This is a genomic window from Rhodococcus sp. C26F (assembly GCF_053345925.1).
In genome coordinates this window covers 18,360-36,665 of sequence record NZ_JBKFBA010000019.1, presented here as the reverse complement: position 1 = coordinate 36,665, position 18,306 = coordinate 18,360, and the positions used below count along the sequence as shown (strand labels likewise).

At 62.6% G+C, this 18,306-nt stretch carries 13 protein-coding genes; 1 reads left to right on the top strand and 12 read right to left on the bottom strand.

The window, feature by feature from the left end; all coding sequences use genetic code 11:
* Window positions 1–119: 119 nt before the first annotated feature.
* The 12 genes from ACLBYD_RS18580 to ACLBYD_RS18525 form a co-directional block, all read right to left on the bottom strand.
* On the bottom strand, window positions 120–1,418 hold the full coding sequence (locus tag ACLBYD_RS18580; RefSeq protein WP_447817583.1) for a nuclease-related domain-containing protein: 1,299 nt from the start codon (window positions 1,416–1,418) through the stop codon (window positions 120–122).
* Window positions 1,419–1,501: 83 nt separating this feature from the next.
* Window positions 1,502–2,068 carry a hypothetical protein gene (locus ACLBYD_RS18575; RefSeq protein ID WP_254584738.1) on the bottom strand — a complete coding sequence of 189 codons (567 nt, stop codon included), beginning with the start codon at window positions 2,066–2,068 and terminating at the stop codon, window positions 1,502–1,504.
* Window positions 2,065–4,422 carry a peptidoglycan DD-metalloendopeptidase family protein gene (locus ACLBYD_RS18570; RefSeq protein ID WP_447817582.1) on the bottom strand — a complete coding sequence of 786 codons (2,358 nt, stop codon included), beginning with the start codon at window positions 4,420–4,422 and terminating at the stop codon, window positions 2,065–2,067. Before ACLBYD_RS18570 ends, ACLBYD_RS18575 begins: the two co-directional genes overlap by 4 nt.
* A 152-nt stretch (window positions 4,423–4,574) precedes the next feature.
* Window positions 4,575–5,201, bottom strand: coding sequence for a hypothetical protein (locus tag ACLBYD_RS18565; protein ID WP_156895423.1), 627 nt, complete (start codon window positions 5,199–5,201; stop codon window positions 4,575–4,577).
* Window positions 5,202–5,613: 412 nt separating this feature from the next.
* Window positions 5,614–6,198: a hypothetical protein gene (locus ACLBYD_RS18560; RefSeq protein WP_254584739.1), complete on the bottom strand. Its 585-nt coding sequence runs from the start codon at window positions 6,196–6,198 to the stop codon at window positions 5,614–5,616.
* Window positions 6,195–9,128 carry a hypothetical protein gene (locus ACLBYD_RS18555; RefSeq protein WP_447817581.1) on the bottom strand — a complete coding sequence of 978 codons (2,934 nt, stop codon included), beginning with the start codon at window positions 9,126–9,128 and terminating at the stop codon, window positions 6,195–6,197. Before ACLBYD_RS18555 ends, ACLBYD_RS18560 begins: the two co-directional genes overlap by 4 nt.
* Window positions 9,129–9,146: 18 nt before the next feature.
* Window positions 9,147–12,176: an ATP-binding protein gene (locus tag ACLBYD_RS18550; protein WP_071936663.1), complete on the bottom strand. Its 3,030-nt coding sequence runs from the start codon at window positions 12,174–12,176 to the stop codon at window positions 9,147–9,149.
* A 32-nt stretch (window positions 12,177–12,208) separates the two neighbouring features.
* Window positions 12,209–12,739, bottom strand: coding sequence for a hypothetical protein (locus tag ACLBYD_RS18545; protein ID WP_254584741.1), 531 nt, complete (start codon window positions 12,737–12,739; stop codon window positions 12,209–12,211).
* Between the two features lie 33 nt (window positions 12,740–12,772).
* Entirely contained in the window at window positions 12,773–13,090 is a 318-nt protein-coding gene (locus tag ACLBYD_RS18540; protein WP_071936665.1) for a hypothetical protein, read from the bottom strand.
* A gap of 52 nt (window positions 13,091–13,142) precedes the next feature.
* Window positions 13,143–14,780, bottom strand: coding sequence for a hypothetical protein (locus tag ACLBYD_RS18535; protein WP_447817579.1), 1,638 nt, complete (start codon window positions 14,778–14,780; stop codon window positions 13,143–13,145).
* A gap of 198 nt (window positions 14,781–14,978) precedes the next feature.
* On the bottom strand, window positions 14,979–16,703 hold the full coding sequence (locus ACLBYD_RS18530) for a hypothetical protein (protein WP_447817578.1): 1,725 nt from the start codon (window positions 16,701–16,703) through the stop codon (window positions 14,979–14,981).
* A 170-nt stretch (window positions 16,704–16,873) separates the two neighbouring features.
* On the bottom strand, window positions 16,874–17,452 hold the full coding sequence (locus tag ACLBYD_RS18525; protein WP_447817577.1) for a hypothetical protein: 579 nt from the start codon (window positions 17,450–17,452) through the stop codon (window positions 16,874–16,876).
* A 456-nt stretch (window positions 17,453–17,908) separates the two neighbouring features.
* Here ACLBYD_RS18525 and ACLBYD_RS18520 point away from each other — a divergent pair, with 456 nt between their 5' ends.
* Complete coding sequence (locus tag ACLBYD_RS18520; protein WP_447817576.1) at window positions 17,909–18,265, top strand: hypothetical protein; 357 nt, start codon at window positions 17,909–17,911, stop codon at window positions 18,263–18,265.
* Window positions 18,266–18,306 lie beyond the last annotated feature (41 nt).

The window sequence follows — 18,306 nt, the reverse complement described above, 5'->3', positions numbered from 1 at the left end:
TCAATCCTCCCTGGGAGGTAGCTGGGCTGCCTCCCATAAGCGTGTTTAACTGGGGAAAGAGGGTTACGACTGGGTGATATTCGGGCAGCGTTCGCTGTCCGAGATGAGTCGATCGAGAGCTAAGAGATCGACGCGGGCGAGGAGCGGGGAAGCATCCCGATCCCGTGCTCGAGCTTGGGTGGGAGCAAGTAGTCGACGACGACTGCCAAGTCACTCAAGAAGGCTGCTGATTTACCGAGCGCAGGTAAGGAACACAGATAGTTCGTGACATGGGAACCAACCACTACGTGGACTTCAGCCGTGTGATCGTCGTCGGTGGCCACCTTCATCGTGCCGGATGCAGTGTTCATCGTCGCGCCATGCACGGCAAGAACCACTGAGGTTGTCAGTCGACCCGGAGGCATCGCAAGCAAGTCATCAATGCACGCGGCTTCAAACACGGACGCGTGCGCCAAGAATGACGCATCCCGGTTGTTGAGTTCCCACCGGGAGTCTTGATTGTGTCCGGACGTGTCCTCAGCCCCTACGTGATCCCAGGGCGCCGACCAGCTTCCGAGGTAATCGAGGCTGCCGTGACGGTACTTCGAGTCAACCAACACGACCCCGGGAGGCCCGATAACGACATGGTCGACGTCGACATTCGTCCCTGGGATTGAACGCGAGTGCAGCACTGTCCATTCCGGCCCAAGAGTTGCAAGCTCCGCTGCCGTCCACTGTTCAGCCTCGATGCCCAACTGCAGGTTGGCCGAGTTCATAGACGGCGGATCAGCGAATCCGGAGAGTGCCGGCGCAAGGTTGCTTCCGGGCTTCATCGGGATGTTCGAACGACGTGATGCGCGCCGCGCAGCCCACCATGTCCCCATGTCGGCTCCTGCAGCGATCACTGCGGCAGGTCCGATGGTCGCGATCACTGCGGAGGCGACCTCGCCCGCGCCGATGCCTAAGACCAGTCCCGCAGGGGCGCACCACTGGGCAATTACCGCAGTGGGTGTACGAGGAAATCGCAGGCGGCGAGCAGTGAGAACAGCAACGGTGCTGGCCACGATCGCTCCGATCGCGACCAGCTGCGCCCATCCGGCATCGAGGCGGGATCCAATCACCACCGTGACAACTGCCGCAACGGCCATGGATGCAACCATTACGGCGGCGCCGTACCAGGCCATTGCGTAGTTCAGACCTGCAGCCGCAAGAACGGTGACGGTCAATACGGCGGCTGCGCTTCCGGTGTCGTCGACGAAGCCGGTGATGATCGAAGCAAGTGCAAGAACAGCTATCCCGATTGCAGCGCACACCACAGTAAGGCGCGCCCACCGGTACCGCATTTGTGCCCGTTGGATGCCACGCAAGCTGCGCGCGGCCGCCTCGACGGGGTCGCTTATGGGGCGAGGGCGAGTGCCCCGGCGACGAATGTTGCTCATGCGGGACACGATAGAAACCACCATTCGGGCATAGGCCTTACTTGCGACATCATCACGGCGTCGCGTTCTATGTGCTGGATTGTTCAGCGCTGGAGGATCGATGCGAGACGCCAGCCTTCGCTGGCGCGTTCAAGGCTGACTACCAGATGGATTGGCGCAAGCTCTTGTGACGAGAACTTCGTTGCGGTTGTTTGCTGCACAGTCACGTAGCGCAGCGCGCGGTCTGTGTCGGAAGGCCTCTGTTGGGGACTGATCTCTGCGGTGGCCGTCACCAAGGTGTTGGTGTCTGCCCAACGCTGCCACTCACGCCCGGGACCCGTGGGTGGTTGATAGTCGCGGACGCCGGCTGCCATCTCCTTGCTGAACAGGGAGCTTGCCCTGACCATGGCGTCGATTGGAGTTTGATCGACTGCCGGAAGATAGGAGTACATCGTCTCAAGGACCGCAACAGCGACCTCGTCTGGATCGTCGACATCGACGGTGGAGGGATCCAAAGTGGGTAGTTCGCTCGGGATGGTGTTACTGGGCTGGGGGGTCGAAGTGGCTGTTTCCCCCAAGGGGGACGTGCCGTCCTCGCTGGTCCCACACCCCACCAGTGTCAGGCTGGCTGCGATGGCAACGGCGGTCGCAATTCGCGCTCGGCGGGTCATCCATACCTCCGAATATTTTCTGCATTAGCTAGGTCGAAGTTGTTGATGGAGACGGCCTGCCCGAAAGTAGGAGCTTCGATGACCTTCCCATCTCCTACCCAAATCGCAACGTGGCTTGTGCCGTTCGAGAAGACCGCATCGCCCGGCTGGATGTCTTGCGGTGCGATTTCGCGTCCCTGGGTGACCTGCGCGTGGGTGGATCCGTGAGCGGTCGCAGCATTGTTTGATGCCTGCGCGGTGGCGTATTCGACGAGTCCGGAGCAATCGAAGCCCGGCGAGCCTGGGTTTTGAGGGTCAGGGATGCCGAGAGTTGGCCCGTTCTCATCGCCGCCACCCCATACGTACGGTTGCCCGAGTTGCCGCATCGCTGCTTCGACGACGACCCGGCCGAACTCGGATCCTCCGGTGACAGTGGGTGGCGAGTCCGCTGATCCGGGAGTGGGTTGGGCGTACTTGTTCATTTTGGTGCGCACGCTAGGTACGTAGGCCTGCGTCTGTCCGTATGGGGGGATTCCGCCGTACCGAATGACTGCGCCGGGCCCGGCGTTGTAACTCGCAGCCACGAGGTCGAGCAGGTCACCGCGTACCTGACCGCTGTCGATATGCGGTTTGAGGTAGTCGGCGAGATGGCAGGTGTAGTGGCCGGCCGACAGGATCGAATCGTAAGCGTTGAACGGATCCGGGGCTGTGGTCCCCCGTTCGGTTCTGCCGCTGCGATCGAGTCCGGAGTCGCGGCCCCATTGCGTCCACGTCCCTGGCATGAACTGAGTCATGCCCTGAGCGCCACCGGTGTTGACACCGTCCCCTGCGCTGGTGACGCCCGGATCCCATCCCGATTCCTGATCGATGATCGCCGCAATGAACGGGGGTGGGATGTCTGCGCATACGGAGCCTGCTTGCGCGATGATGTCCGCATATTCCGGGGGGACAGCGCCAGGCGCCAGACCCATATTCACAACGCCAACAGAACAATCGGGGTTCGCCCCGGCCGCCATCAACAGGCCGGAGGATCCGGCTTGTGCCTGCTCACTTGCCCACAAAGCTGCGACAGTGTCGACCGCCTGTGTTTCCCAAGCCATGAACTGGTCTTGCAGACTCGCCCGTTCCGGGTGCACACCGACAATCACGTCGGCTACGGGTTTGGTAGCCCAATCCGGGTTCTGCTCGCTGTACGTGCGGAGACGGTTGAAGAACTGGGTGGCGGCGTACTTGGGATTGGTGAGGTTATCGATATTCGATTCACCTAGGGGCCGTTCAGCAAAGATGCCGACCGGTTCGGTGCCGTTACGGGGTTGGGAGATGAAGTTCGTTGCTTGACCTGCCAAGGTGGTGGCAATGACGGCGGCGCGTGCGGCCGGCTCGAGATCGGACTCACGAGCTGCAGCGATGATGGCAGCGACGTTGCCCTGTTGCTCGACGTTGAGTGTCTGCTGCTGCTGTGCGCCGGTCGGGGGGTACGGCCGCATCGCCGCGAGCTCAGCTTCCGACACGTCGGCGCCAGAGTGCCCAGGCTCGGAGCCAGCACCGGGGTTTGGTTCAGCCCCGACTTTGAACTTCGACAACCACGGCATGGGGTCCACACCCTGGCCGGCAGCCCACCCTCCGGGGTACATGCCCAAGTGCAGGTGGGCGCCGGAGCTCCATCCTGAGTTCCCGACATCCGCGATGTGCTGACCGGCTTTGACCTGGTCACCTTTCTGGACGTAGACGTGTCCGTCGTCCATGTGTCCGTACAGGGAGTCGACGACCTGACCGTCGATGTCGTGTCGAATGACCACCCAGTTGCCGTAGCCGCTGGCAGGTCCGGCTTCAGTGACCACACCGTCGCCGACCGCGTAGATCGGCGCACCGTGGATGCCGGGAGCGGCGAGATCTGTGCCGTCGTGGTTGTTCGTGCCGACACCGATATCCCGGTACCCGAAGGAGCTGGTGACCACCATGTTGTGCTCGTCGAGGGGAAGGCCCAGCACACCAGCTGTTCCCCCTGGTCCGCCCTGTGCGATGCGTGGGACGGAGAAGTCAAGGCAGGAGCCGTTCGCAGCGGTTCCGGCGGCCCCCATCGCGCCGGATGCTGCGCCGAGCACTCCCAACAGCGATAGCGCGACCATGAAAGCGAAGGTCACGGCCATAGCGATGAATGCGAGAACTGCGCCTCCGGCGATGAGAAGCCGTCGGGACTTTTTCTGCCGCTCTTCCTTGCTGTCGGTTGGCTTCGGGATGATGCGATACAGAAACGTTGCTGTGCCGCCGGTAGATGCTGTCAGCGCCCCCTCGACTGAGCGGTTGATCGCTTTGCCTGTTGCATTTTTCGCCCGCACCGCCCCCGCACGAACGGATCTCGACGCGGCAGCCACTCCCCTGGGTTGCTCAGAAGCTGGAGGCTCGTGGTGCCGGCTCCTTCGCTGTGCCGAGACGGAGGTATTGCCTTGTGCTGCGACCTTCCGTCCCCTTGAGGGGGGTCGACGACCTGCGAGGTCTCCGTTACTTCTGACGTTGTCGTCGTTGGTCACCGCGGTGCTCCCGCGGTCGGCGGGGGTGCGTCGACCGATGTCTCTGTGACTGCGACAACCTGCGGAAAACCCGACTTGGTCAATGTCAGCGCCACGTCGTATGTCAGTGTCTGGGTTTCGATCTGATCGATACGGTCGTTCATCCCCAGTACGAGTCGGCTGATCGTCACTCGTGTGACGGCTGATTCGCTGTCGTCGCTGATCCAGGTGTCAACGACGTGCTCGACGCGGGAATCGAAGGCCTTCCTCTGCTCATTCCACGTCCAGGACCAGATCCGGTTGATCGATGTCTGCATCTGGCCGATGAATTGTGGAGACGCCACCGAATCCCACCGCGCGAACCATTCTTCAGCGGGATCGAAGTCCCACGGTATGAAGGTGGTCCACCCGACGATGAACCGTTGCGCAGCTGCCTCGGCGGCTTCTGCGGAGGCCCCGCGAATCAGGTCCGGCGACGCGTAGGGATGCTGATGCTCTGGCGGTGTCGCCGGCGTCGTGGTGGTTAGCCCCGAGATCGGGGCGGTCGATGACGGGATCGACGTCGAATCACCATCCGAGCTTGAACAAGACACGACCGTCGTGACTATGCAGGCCAGCGCAGCTAGCGTTACATGCCGCTTCATCGGCGATTCCCGTTCCCATGGCCATTGCGAATGAAACTGAATGCCATTGCGACGAAAGTGAACCCGATACAGGCCACAGCGATAAGAGTGATGGCATTTGCGATCTGCTGCATCGTTGCCGAAGGGTAGTTCCAGGCGGGAATCAGCCCAGCAACTAGACCCAATACCAGGATTCGGAAGCCTCGCTGCGTACGGAAACGCTGTGCGCCGTGACGTAACTCCGCTGGGGTTCGCCTGCCCCATTCACGCGCGGTCGCGGAGACCAAGCGCCAGTATTGTCCCCAGGTGAGGGGCGCAGCGTTCTTGCCCTGTTGGTTCATCTGTGTACCTCCGATGCACGCATTGTTGCGGGCGTCGTTCGGGTGGTTCGGGGTCACAGACGAACGTGGGTGGCCGAGGGAAAGCTTGGGGATTAGAACATGCTGCCCAGGAATGCAGCTCCCGCGATTACGACCAGCATCAAGAGAACGAGAGGTGCCCAGGTGCTGCTGTCGATCCCGCGGATCGGAGGCAGGTTGTTCACGAGTCCGCGCAGGTTCATTGGATCGGAAACGCGATCAAAGCGATTCCGATCAGCTATCTGACCGTCATCGTCATCGTCATCGTCACCGTCGCTGTCACTTCCGCTTTCGGCTGCAGCGGTATCGAAGTGTGCCCAGTCAGTTGAAGAGGCGGGCATGCGGACCACGGGATGGTGCCCCGTCGCCTTACGCTGCGCCGTCAACACCTCGTTGATCTGGGCCTCTAGGTTGAGCAGGTCAGTTTCGGCGAGTCCGATAACAACCTGGTTGACCGCGGTGCCGTCATCGAATGTCATCTGCAGATCAGCGTCGAACGGATTGTCCTGGTCGTAGAAGATCCCGAATTCGGAACCGGCCACGGTCAGTCCCTGTTGCCGCTGGCGAATCTGCTCGAGCCGTTCACGTAGCTCGTGACCCGTGGGTGGCGGGGACTCGTGGTCGCCGTATCCGAATCCGTTCGGGGTTGTGTGGTTCATTCACTGGCCTCCTGATCGTCCCGGCTCCGGCGATTGCGCAACGATTCCCGGTAGTGGTCCATCGCTTCCTGATGCTCGCGTCGCTGCTGTGCGGCCCGGGCTGCGCCAGCCCGTGCACGAATACCGCTTCGGGCAAGCATTCCTCCACGGCTTTGGCTGGCCGCGACCCAACCATCGCGCGTTTCCTGCGAGATGTACGCGCCGTGGGTGCGCAGCGCCAAACCTCGTGCAGCATCCAGCGCGACCCCGCCGGCCCTCGCCGTGCCTGCGGCTACACGGCCGCCGAGCTCCTCAGCGCCGACGACAATGCGGCTGTTGCGTGCAGCGGCGCTCGCAGCGGCAACTGTGCCGACGGCGCGCTGTTTGGCGGGTTCTACGACCGGGCGTGCCGCGAAGGCTGCAGCGTCGCCAGCCTTGCGGGCGGCAGCCCCGGCCGCCACCCGTGCAGTTCGTCGCGGCGCCGTCGGCGCGGCGGTCTTGGAAAGCGGATCGGGTTGCGAGGGACTGGATCCGTCTTTGTCACGACCGTTGCGGCGGTACCCGGCGGCCGCCATGACACTGGCAGTTCCGAGCGCCCCCATCGTCGCTGCCTGCATCGTTCCTGCAGCATTGACCTGGGTAGCGCCCTCTGGTCGGGCTGCGGCTTCGACCTTCTTCATAGCGACCCACATGCCGATCAGTACCGCCACGCTCCAGAGCAACTTGAATCCAGCGGCGGCGTTCGAACTGAACACCAGACCGAGCATGAAGACCATCAGGGTGCACAAAATCGAGTAGACCGACGCCATCACGATCGCGTAGACCATGTCGTCAATCCAGTTCTTCATCATCTTGCCCTTGCCCGGCAGTGCCGCCCAGGTCAGGCGCAGCGGGCCAAGAATGAACACCACCAGAAGGGCTACGTGCCACCACAGGGCAATCAGAGACATGGCCGCGATACCCACGCACGCGATCACCGTCCCGAACAGAGCGGACAGGGACTTCGCGACGTGAGGCATGGTGCCGCTGCCGGCGAATGCGACCAGCGTGGCAGCCGCATCGTCCGGAGTCAGCGGGCCAACGGACTGTTCGTCGTCCGCCATCCGGTGCAAAGATGCCGCAACGGCGTAGTAGGGGTCGCAACTACTCAACGCCTCGAAGCTGTCGTCGCCGTCAAGGCAATCTGCGCGAGCGCGGTCGATGCTGGGGCCGCCGGTATGCACCAGTAGGTACGACCGCATGTCGCTACAGCCGTTGTAGTTGTTGTAGCAGGGCAGGCCTTCGCCTTCGTCCCCGCGACTGATCACCGATTGACTTTGCGTCGGATCGCGAAAGCGCGTCGCCTCGTCGTCCGGCTCGATTACCGACTCGCCTGCCCTGCCGAATTGTCCGATCGCCCAAGGCTGGTACAGCAAGGTCTCCGCCAGTACACACGAGGTGTAGCGATGCCCGAGGTCAGTCACCTGTCCGTCGTTCGTCGCTGCGGGGGACTGGCACATCATGTCCTGATCTGTCTGCGTGTTCAGGATGTTGAAGATGCCGTCAGCGAAGGCGCTGCTGAGCATTCCACCGACGTGATCACCGAACGCCGCGACGGTGTAGAAGCCATTGCCTTCAGGCTTGGCCCACGATGCGACGGTGACACCGCCGTAGAAGACGCCTGCCACAAGCGCCACCAACAGCGACATGCCGACATCGCCGAGGCCACGACGGACACCACCGTTGTTCATCGCCCGAACCGCAGCGGCGATGCCGGCGATGGTGATCACCACAGCCATCATCAAGACGAAGATGCTGTACAGCTCGCCGACGACGGGAGAGACGCTCTGGTACAGACCTTGGATCGGGTTCTTGGCCTGTGCATACTCCTTCAAGGCAATAGTGGACTGGAGCAGGTAAGCGTTGATCTGCATCAACTGATTGCCGATGAGAGTGGAGATCCACGGCATCATCGCGCAGTTCTCTTCACCGTCCGCGTTGAGTTGCCAGTTCACCCACTTGACGCCGCGAAGCCCACTGATCTCGTAAAGCGTGTAGCTGTCCATCGAATGGTTCGACGCAGTGGCGGCACGATCGAATCGGCCTGCATCCTTCGCGAAGTCGGGTACACCACCGTCGGAATTCTGTACCTTGCCGAGGTTTCGATTCGACAAGAACTGCTCAGGCCCCGATCCGGGCGGCTGACCACTGAGATCCGGCCGCGTAATGGCGCACACGACGTCGGACATCGCACCACTTGCGGCACCCGTAATCTTTCCACCGACCCAAGAGATCGGATTAGCCGAGACCTCAGGAGGATTGGCAACCGAAATCGATCCGAGCAGCACCACCGCGATCACACCCAACGCGATGCCACGTGCGCCTCTTCGAATCCACCGGGACAGACCGGTGAGGGCCTCACGTGTACGCGCGCCCTTGCGATCCCGCCACAGCACCAACGCCAGCGCCGCGATGACACTGACCATGTAGCTATAGCCGGCCGCCGCGGTCCCGGGCCACAGCAACGCAACGGGGAACGATGCCATCACAACCGCATGCCCCACCGCAGTGGTCCATCCGCGGTGAACCCCCGGCGACCGCATCACGTATGTAGCGGCTAGCACCATGAGCAGACCCACCGGGTACAACAACACGACATCGGCATGAGCCATGGCGAAGACGGGACCGACAGCGACGGCGACAGCGCCGACCAGCGCCGTCCACACCGCAGTGGACAGCGCCGCGCCGGTCACCTGCGGAAATCGGCGCGCTCCGTACCAGAGAGCTACCGAGCCCAGACCCACCGCGGACAGTGCGACCAAACCGCGGAGACCCCCGATCGAGAGCAACGCAGCGGCACTGACCAATAGCGTGAGCCCACGCACCGTCCAACGATCGATCGTCGGTGCGTGCCGAACGACGAACGGGTGCAACGCAGCCGCAGTACGAGCTACGGGGCTCATCATCGCCATAAGTTGTTCCTGTCTGGTCTAGGTGGTCAGCAGGGTGTCGAAACCGTCGAACTCGAAGCTGTGGTCATCACCGTCCGGAGCAGTGATCGCCTTGCGGCTGACACCGCTGCGCACCCCTTCGAGCGTCGTCGGGTTGATGGTCCAGTCGTCCCCGTCGTCGGAGATCGGAGTCGACTGAGCATCCGCCATGAGCGTCGCGTTCGTCTCGGAGGCGTTGGACAACTCGACGAACATCTGGTCGACCTTGACCACCGACACTCGGTTATCGACGTCTCTCATTACACACACGCCGTTTCCGAGCTCTCCGCCCTTCGTTGAGGGCAAAAGCCGCCGCGCGAGTTCACTGCGCTCCGCGTCGTCGGCATCGGAAGTGTCCCGTAGCAGCTCAAGAGCCGCCATGGCTTCGGCGCGGCCCTTCTGCATGAACACGAAGACCGTAGAAAATTGATTCTGATCGGTCTCTGCGGCATCGGTCATTGCTCGTTCGATCGCAGCGATGTCCTTCGCTTGCTGCGAGATGAAGACCACCACAAAGTTCAGCGAGCGTCCCTGGCGCAGTGCGCGTGCGATCAGGTCGCGACCGGCTTCCATTGCTGTGACGATGTACGCCTCGTCGATGAACAGAGCACGGGGCCGCCGGCCCTGCCTGCCGGTGTGGGGACTCACGGACTCGTGAACGTCACCGAAGAAGTCGTTGATGCGGTGCAGCGCAGTGAAAATGGCCGCTGCCGCGTCACGTTCTTTCTCGCTCCACTGGTTGGGGGATTTGCTCGGGTCCGGCGGTGTGAACTGGAACAGAGTGATCACGGTCCGTCGCTTGCGGATACTGCGGAACCCCGACGTTGCGTCCGCACCTCCGAACAGCAGCCGCGCGTACGGTGCCCGAGCGGCGTTGTCCAATCGCGCATAAAGTGCCTGCATCCGTACGAGTTCCTGCTTGGCATGCAGCCGGGAGTTCCAGTCGTTATTGCTGGCGTCGGCGGCTTTCTGATACAGCTCGATCTCTTCGCCAAGAGCGGAGGCCAGTTCGGACAGGCTCGGGATGTACGTTTCACCGCTGGCAGATGCCTTCCGGTACATCTCCTTCAGTTTCTGGAAGCCGGGCTCGAGCTTGTCTCGGTCGGCGCGCTCAGGGATAAGCAACTCGAGCTGTGCGCGAGCGAGGGCTTCCCCCGCTTCGTAGGTATCTGTCAGCGCCCATGCGCTGAGCATTCCCGCCGGACCACCGTAGAGGTTGATGATGTCGGTTTCGGCCCAGAATTCAGCGTTGATGGGCTGGAACCGCGACTGCGGTGTGCCGAGGATCCCGCGGTTGGCGTGCTGCTCGAACTCAGGATCGGTGACCTGGGCGCCGAACGCGATGTAGTAGCAGAACCGTTCGATGTCGTTCTTCGGGTCGGCAGCGACGACCTGGGTGCCGGACTCCGACATCCAGAAGAACAGCATCAGGGCCAGCGACGACTTGCCGCCGCCGGAGGCACCGATGATGCCGATGCCGGCACCGTGGTTACGGGCGACCTGGACGTGGGGATCGAAGTGGACGACAGCGCCGTTGTCGACGCAGTAGCCGATCACCGGTCCGCGCCATCCGAGTACGTGACCATTGCGATGAACCTCGACCGCGTCGCCGACATTCGGTGACGAGTCCAGGCGGGCCAGCGCCAACGCCTCGATGTCCGTCCACCGCGTGCCGAGGTCGATACCGAGGGTGTAGTCACACAGGTTGACCTTGCCGACATGAATGGGATCCGGGTCGCCGGGAAGCTGCTCACGTAGCAGGGCGTGCTGGATGTTCAGCGGCTGCTGCAGTTCGATGTCCTTGATCGCGGCCTTGACGTCCTGTACCGCTCGAGCGAGTTCTTTTCGAGACGGTGCTGAAATGGACAGGCGTAGCTGACCTATCATCGCCGGGGAGGGGTTCACATCGAGGTCGGCATCGAGTTCGACTGCATCGCCGTACACTTCGGCGAACTTTGCGTCATCGATCTTGCCTGCTTGCACACGGTCGTCGGCCTCATCCTTGATGAACCCGATGCGACGCTTGGCCATCTTCTTCCAAGCGTCCGAGGACATGAGCTTGAAGCGCCAACTGACTTCGACTTGGTAGGGAAGCGTGCGAAGTACCCGTCCCCATGCGTTGTGATAGTCGAACGGCATCACAGCCGGGCTGTCCGCAACTACCAGAGTGGTGACATAGGACTTGCGGCGCTCACCACCGTCGTTGGACGGTTCGATGACCTCGACCGCGTCTGAGAGGTTGCGGCCCTCGAAGTCGATGACCTGATCGAAGAACCCCGCGCGCCAGGGTCGGGTGGACACGTAGTCGCTTTCGATCGGTGGCTGGAAGTTGCCGTAGAGAGGTTTACGGATGAGCCAAACGAGGTCTGCGCGGCTGATTGGTTCAGCGCCGACCAAGGACAGCCGCGCATGCAGCTTTGCAGCGGCGTCACGGAACGGCTCGAGATCGCTGGATCGGAAATGTTCCTCGGCGACGTGGTCGGCGGAGTTCAGGATCAGAGTGATCGGATCGAGCATCGTCGGTCCCTTGAAGGTGCCGAGACGTACCATCAGGATCCGCCGGGGTTCCGGAGCAGCCTCGGCAACGTGCGGGGCGACCTTGTTGGCCAGCAGTTTCTTGAACAGGCGACTGGGGTCCCAGACCGCGCGATTCAGTTCGGCTTCCCAACGGCTGGTGTCCACAGGTTGGTAACGGACCAGTTCGTGGCACACGATCGACGCTGCCCGACCTTGTTCGGCTTCTGCGTAGGCCAGCAGCTGGCGGTAGAAGTTCGCAGAGCGGTCGAAGGCTTCCTCTTGCTGCGCGTTGGACGCGAAGTCATCCGATGTGCCAGGCAGGAGCACTCCCGTCCACATGCCGTCATCGATGAGGAACAAGCCGTCTTCGGCGTAGCGAACTCCGAGGCGTTGCCGATCGGCGCGTTTGACAGCCTCATTCGTCTGAGGTGCCCTGCGTTTGCGCACCCACACCGTGATGACGCCGGGAATCACACCTGCGGCCACGAGGAGTAGCAGCACCAGAATGATCAATGGTCTTCTCCCTGCCCTGTCGGATGTCTGGTTTATGCGTCGAGTAGTTGGTCGTAGGTGATGCGCGGTGGCTTCTTCTTCGGAACGAACGACTCCCGCCTGGTGGGCTGGGGGTCATAGATCGGCGCTTTCACTGTGCGGCGGAGGTCGATCTTGGCCCATTCGGGACGCCATACGATCGCGACCCAATGCAGATCACCGGGGTTCTTGTTGGCGCCGCCGCCTGCGAGCAGGTCGGGGTTCTTGAACCGTTGCGCCCATTGCAGTCGCATCCACTGCAAGGGTGACTCGTCGCTGCCGAAGCGAAGTTGGGCCACGAAGTAGGAAACTGCGAATACGAGTAGCCCGCCCACAGGCAGGACTACGGCCCGCTTGTCGAGGATTCCTCCGAGCGGGTATAGCACCACCATGCTGAGTGCTGTGACCGCGCCGGCAACGCCAGCTAGCTGCGCGTCGACGCCCCCGATAGCGACCAGGGAAAAGTCCTTACCGAGCCGCCACATCTTGTTGCGGTGGTTCATCACTCGCGTGCGGTCCATTGCGTAGCGGCCTTCAACAGGCATGGCGCTCCCGTCAGCTATGAGGTCTGGGTGCGGTCATTCGAACTGGACAACGCTGTTGTTGCTGTTCGCGCCGGTGACTTGCTCTCCGGTGTCGACCATGTAGGTGGCCAACACGGGGCCACCGCCGATGACCAGTCCCGCGGCGAGGACGCCGATGAGCTTCTGGATACTCGACCGCCAACCGCCTTCCTTGCCGGAAGCGATGGCGATCATGACGCCGATGACGACCATCATCATGACCATGACGGCGACACCGAGAACTCGGATTTCGGTCGTGAAGTTGTTGATGATCGACTGGATGCCGCTCGTTCCGGATTGAGCAAGCAGATCCGTCGCAGTGAGGATGAGCATGGAGGTTCCCTTTCGGTTGGGCCCGGCGTCGGTGCCGGAATGGGATGGTTAGCTATTCGCCGTTACCGCGAGTCGACGCTGCTCCTGGGACCAAATCGTTCGCCGATCCAAGGCCGGATCCGCTACTGGCGGCGCCTCCGCGGTCAACGAGGCCTGCGCGGACGTCGACGACGAGCCACTTACCGGAGTGCCGGACGATCTCGACGCGATATCCGGTGGTCTGGGTGGACTCCGATGACGGTACGTCCCAGGTCACTCGCACCTCTGCCACAGCCACGTTGCCGTCCTCGTAGGAGACGGGTTGGTTTGCGGGGGTGGAGGTCGCGCGGGGGGACCGGACGGTGATCTGGTCGATCTTCGGGTTCGTGACCATGCCACCGAGTCCGGTCTTGGCGCGCGCGACCGCTGAGTCCGCAAGGACAAGGTTGAGCTGACCGCTATCGGAGGCACCCCAGGCCGCGAGGAAGGGTCGGATCAAAGAGTCCTTCGTCTGCGCTGCGAGATTCGGATCCTCGTCGAGGTTCGGTTCGGCCGGGGGCGGGTTGTCCAAGCGCATCGGTGCGGTGACCCCGATGTCTCCGACGATCCGCATGTCGTTGCTGACCTTGCTGGAGCGCACCCACACCGGAACAGACATGCTCAGGTACTGACCGTCGGACACCGACACGGTGAACCCCAGATACGCGGCGTCCCCTTCGGGGAACTCGGTGATCGGGCTGACGGTGCCGTCCCAGACGATCATGGACGGTTCTTGTTGCAGTCCACCGGAAGTCCATCCGCAGCTTTCCGCTGCTCCGGGTGTCCCCATAGCCTGGAGCAACTGTTCGCGACGTTTGACGGACTCGTCGTCACCGTGGGTGAGGCATACATCGAGGTACTGCTGCGCGAACCCCACCGCAGCGTTGACCGGGAAGGTCGTCAAACGGTAGGCGGCGGCTTCCTCTGCAGAAATTGCTCCTTCGGCCGGTACCGATGAGCGACCCAACACCACTCCGGTGATCAGGCCTGCGGCCGAGCAGGCAGCCAAGGCTGTCACCCCGATGGCGAGGGCGCGTCGCCCACGGTTGTGGCGGCCGACGGTCGGTTGCTTACCGACCTTGCCGATGTCGAAGTCTTCGATGGGAACACCGTTGCCGTCGAAGAGTTGCGCAGAGCTCGAGTTGGCGTCACTGTCGGAGCTGACGAGGGCCTTGGTTCTGCTGAACAGGGATTTCTTGCGGGTCGGTGTGCTGGTGGTCGGGTAGTCGGCAGCCGTGCTGGCCGCGTTGTCAACGTGAAGTTCGGGCGCAGCGATGGCACGTCCATCTTCGTCGACGTAGATACGCTGACCGTTCTCGTCGCGCAGTTCGCTGCCGGCGGCGTCGGATGCGATGAAGTGGCTGTCTTCGGTTTGGAGGACCCACCGGTAGATTCGCTCGCCGTCGATGTCGTACCAGTCGGAGCCGTCGTCAGCGGGATCGGGAACGGGCGTCGCCGGTGGCTGCTCGTAGGCGGGGACTGGATCCGGCTGCGGCTCGGGATCAGGAGACAAGCCGAGAAGAGCGTGCAGATGGGGCTGGACCGAGTCTCGAGCAGGATTGAATCGAGCGTAGATGCGTCGCACCGGGATGCGTTTGTCGGTGCGGGCCGGCCGGAATCCGTCCGGTAGGACAACCGCGGCCCGGTCGATCAGCTCAGCGTCCTTCGACACATGCGTCCCTTCCGCCGTTCATCAGGATTGCGCTGGTACGCACATTGACTGGTGTGCGCGCCAGGCGATTCGTTCTCCGATGGACGTCAGCGTAGGACAGCCCGTTCCGGTGGTCCGGCTTCGTCGTGATGACTCAGACTGAAGCGTTTTGCGGGCCGGTGGTATCCGCGCGGAGCGGTGAGAAGGACACGGGCGCTTCTACAATCGGTCCCAGACGCTGGGTTCGGCCGCCGCAGGCTCTCTGTCGAAATCGTCTTCGGCACTTCGATCAACGTGCGTGAAGTGGTCGCCTTCTGGACCAGCGGCATCGTCGAACGCATCGAACGCGGTGCTGTCCTCGCTGGATACAGCGGTGACGGCGGAGACGGGCTCGATGTCGGCCTTTTCGGTGACCCCGTCGACGATCTCGAAAAGCTTCGAGCTGCGCTTGGCGAGTTCCTCGTTGAGGGCGATAGCGGTGGTGCGAGCTGCTTCGCGGGTGGCGTCGATCAGCTCCGGGTCGCCGGCAAACGGGTTGTAGCCGAGCTCCGGTTCGAATACCGGGACCATCTCGATGATTTCGTACCAGTTGTTCGGCCCTTCAGGGGCCGTGGTGTGCACAGCGGTCAGTTTCGGTGCCTTCGTCACGTACACCATTTCCCACGAATCGCGGTCGAGTGCTTGTGTGGTTCCGAAAGGGATACGGGTGTCCTGTTGCTCGGAACCACGCACCATCTTCGATTCCGATGCGCCGGTGAAGATTCGCAGGCGGTTGTTCGACACGGCAGTCTCGTTCGTGGCGAACTGCTTGGTGACCTTGCCGGAGAAGCCACAGACGATCTCGTCGTCGGCTTCGGTGTTGAGCTGCAGGGCGAACAAGTGATCAACCTGGGCGAGGAGCCGGTCCAACCACACGCCTTTTCCGTCGTCGACCTGCCGCACGTCGGCAAGCGCCTGCGTGGAGGCCACGACACGGATGCCCATATCGGCGGACTTGTTGAGGAGATTGATGAGCGCTTCGGCGGAGGCGGAGTTCACCGCACTGCCCAGCTCTTCGATCTGGACGATGAACGGTGGCCAGGGGGTGCTGTCCGCGACCCCGGTGTCGAGCGCGAGGTATTGGGAGACGGCGAGTTTGCGGGCTCGCAGGGTTGCGACCGCATTTTGAAGATCAAGCAGGATCATCGTGTAGATCATGGCGGCGAAGTCGGGATAATCCTGCGCCGGCAGACTGATGACCACGATTTCTCCGCGAAGGATCGCTCGGATCAGGTCGATCTGCCCCGCGGGGCTGCGGCCGGTTCCGAACGTGCCGGGAAACAGTGCAGAGGAGTTGACGTATGTCGAGACCAGTTGTCGGGTATTGGAAGCAGCCTGTGCGGTGATGGTGCTTCCCTTCTTCAGTTCGCCCATCACGGCTTGCACCCGGGCGCGCAGTGTCGCGATTCGCTTGCCCGCTTCGTCATCGGACAGGTGCGGGTAGTAGGTGCGAACGGTGCCCACGTTCAGGGCAGCGGCTTGACGTTCGAGTTCACCGCCCCCGTCGCCGACCACGGAGAGCATGTTCATCAGCGTTTCCAGCGCTGAGATCCGCGTGCGGCCATCTGCGCCGACGGTGCGGTCGTATCCGGTCAACGCGGCGATGTTCCATGCAAGCTCAGTGATCTCCTGTGCCGCTCGAAGGTATGCGGCTGCGTCACCGTCTCGCGGAACCGATTTGAGAAGCATCTCCGTTTTGGACTTGCCGTTTCCTCGGCTGAGCGGGTCGTATCGGGCGGGTACGGGAGGAGCGTAGGGATGAGGTTGCTCGTATCCCCCGCCGTTCTTCGGTGCGAGAGCGAAGTGCAGGAACGAGCGTCCTTCGCGTTCTGCCAGTCGAGCTTTGGACTTGACCAGCGCGTCGTCGCCTTTGATGTCGATGGTGAGGTTGCCTCCCCCTTCCACGTGGACCTGCTGGTCGACGAGGGAGGTCGCGAGGCGTGTCTTGCCGGAACGAGATGATCCGACTATCAGCGCGGCCTTCTTGAACGACTTGGATGGTGTCAGCACGGGGTGGCCGTAATGCCCCACCCCTAGTGCGATGGTGGGTTCGGTGCGGCGGTTACTCAACATGTTCAGGCTCCCGTGTAGTAGCCGTCGGCGATTTTCTGGCGTTCGATGGCGCGTCGTCGACGGTCGAGGAAGCCGACGGGTCGCATATTGGAGTGCTCGGGGCCCTCGATGCGGCCGCGAAGTGCGCGTGGGCGCGCGCGGAACGCAACAATCACGACGATGGTGACAGTGAAGCCGACCGGGATGCCGAATCCGAGTTGGGTCCCCACGACTTCGAGGATGCTTGCGTCGGAGTGGGTGCGCATCCAGCCGCGTAGTCCGCTGCTATCGGCGGGGAATGATTCGGCGACTGTGGAGAGCCAGGTGCGGGTGGCGAAGGACGTGGACCAGTACAGCCACGTGATCGGTGAGAAGCCGGCGGCTGCGATGCCGAGGACTGCGGTGGCTGCTGCCCAGGTGGCCCAGATGCGGACGCGGACGCGGCGGAGCTCGTAGGCGAGGATCGAGAAGATCGCTGCTGCGGCGACGCCGGGTAGTGCGGCGAGGACGACGACAGCGGACACGGCTGCGAGACCGATGGTGTTGACGGTGCTCGAGGGATTTCGTGTGTCATGCTGTTCCGCGTCGGTTCTTGACCCCATGCGTGGCCGGACCTCCTGGTAGTGGCCTTTTCTCCGATGGTGGGGATCATCGCACGGGGTGTTCGGGGGAAGAGGGGGTCGCAGCAGGGTTCGAGGTACCTCGACGGCGCGCAGGAGCGACGCGCAACCTTTTTCAGATAAGGGCGTGTCGCTGCCGCTCCAAGATCAGGGCACCCCTATCCTTATCGGAAAGCGGTGGCGATGTTGTACAGTCACCACCATCGGAGATGCATGAACCACATTTGGGGGCTTGCCATGGCTGCTGCATGCAGCAGGAACGGTCGGCGCCTTGGACGACGATCCAAAGGCGATCGGCGATTCGTCGCTACCCGAGTTCCCGCGCAGACCATCACGTCGATCAAAGCTATTGCCGAGGACACCAACACCCCCCTCGGCGACGTAGTCGGCACTCTCCTCCTGCTCGGCGTACGCCACAGCGCGGAGTTGGATGCCGCCATGGATGAACTGATGCCGCTGACCCGCACCACCGGGGACGGCCAAGTCCAGTTCAACCCCTCCAACACCAAAGACAGCATCGTCAACCTCATCGGACGGGCACCCACACCGGTCGTTGAACGCATCGAAGAACTCCGCGACGGGATCTCCCCCGACGGGAAAATCCCGATGCTCCTCGTGTTCTCCGCATTGCTGGCCATCGGCCTACGGGGCGTCGAGAACACGACGTTCGACTCGGCCCTTTCCGACATGTACGCCCTCGCACTCGACCCCTCGCTCGCCACCACGATGCTCGGCAAGCAGGTCGCGACGACCCGTAACCGTGAAGAACAGGGGGTGCTGTCACTGGCGATCTAGTTGCCGCGCCGAGTACGGCGCCTGAACAACTTCATCCAGGG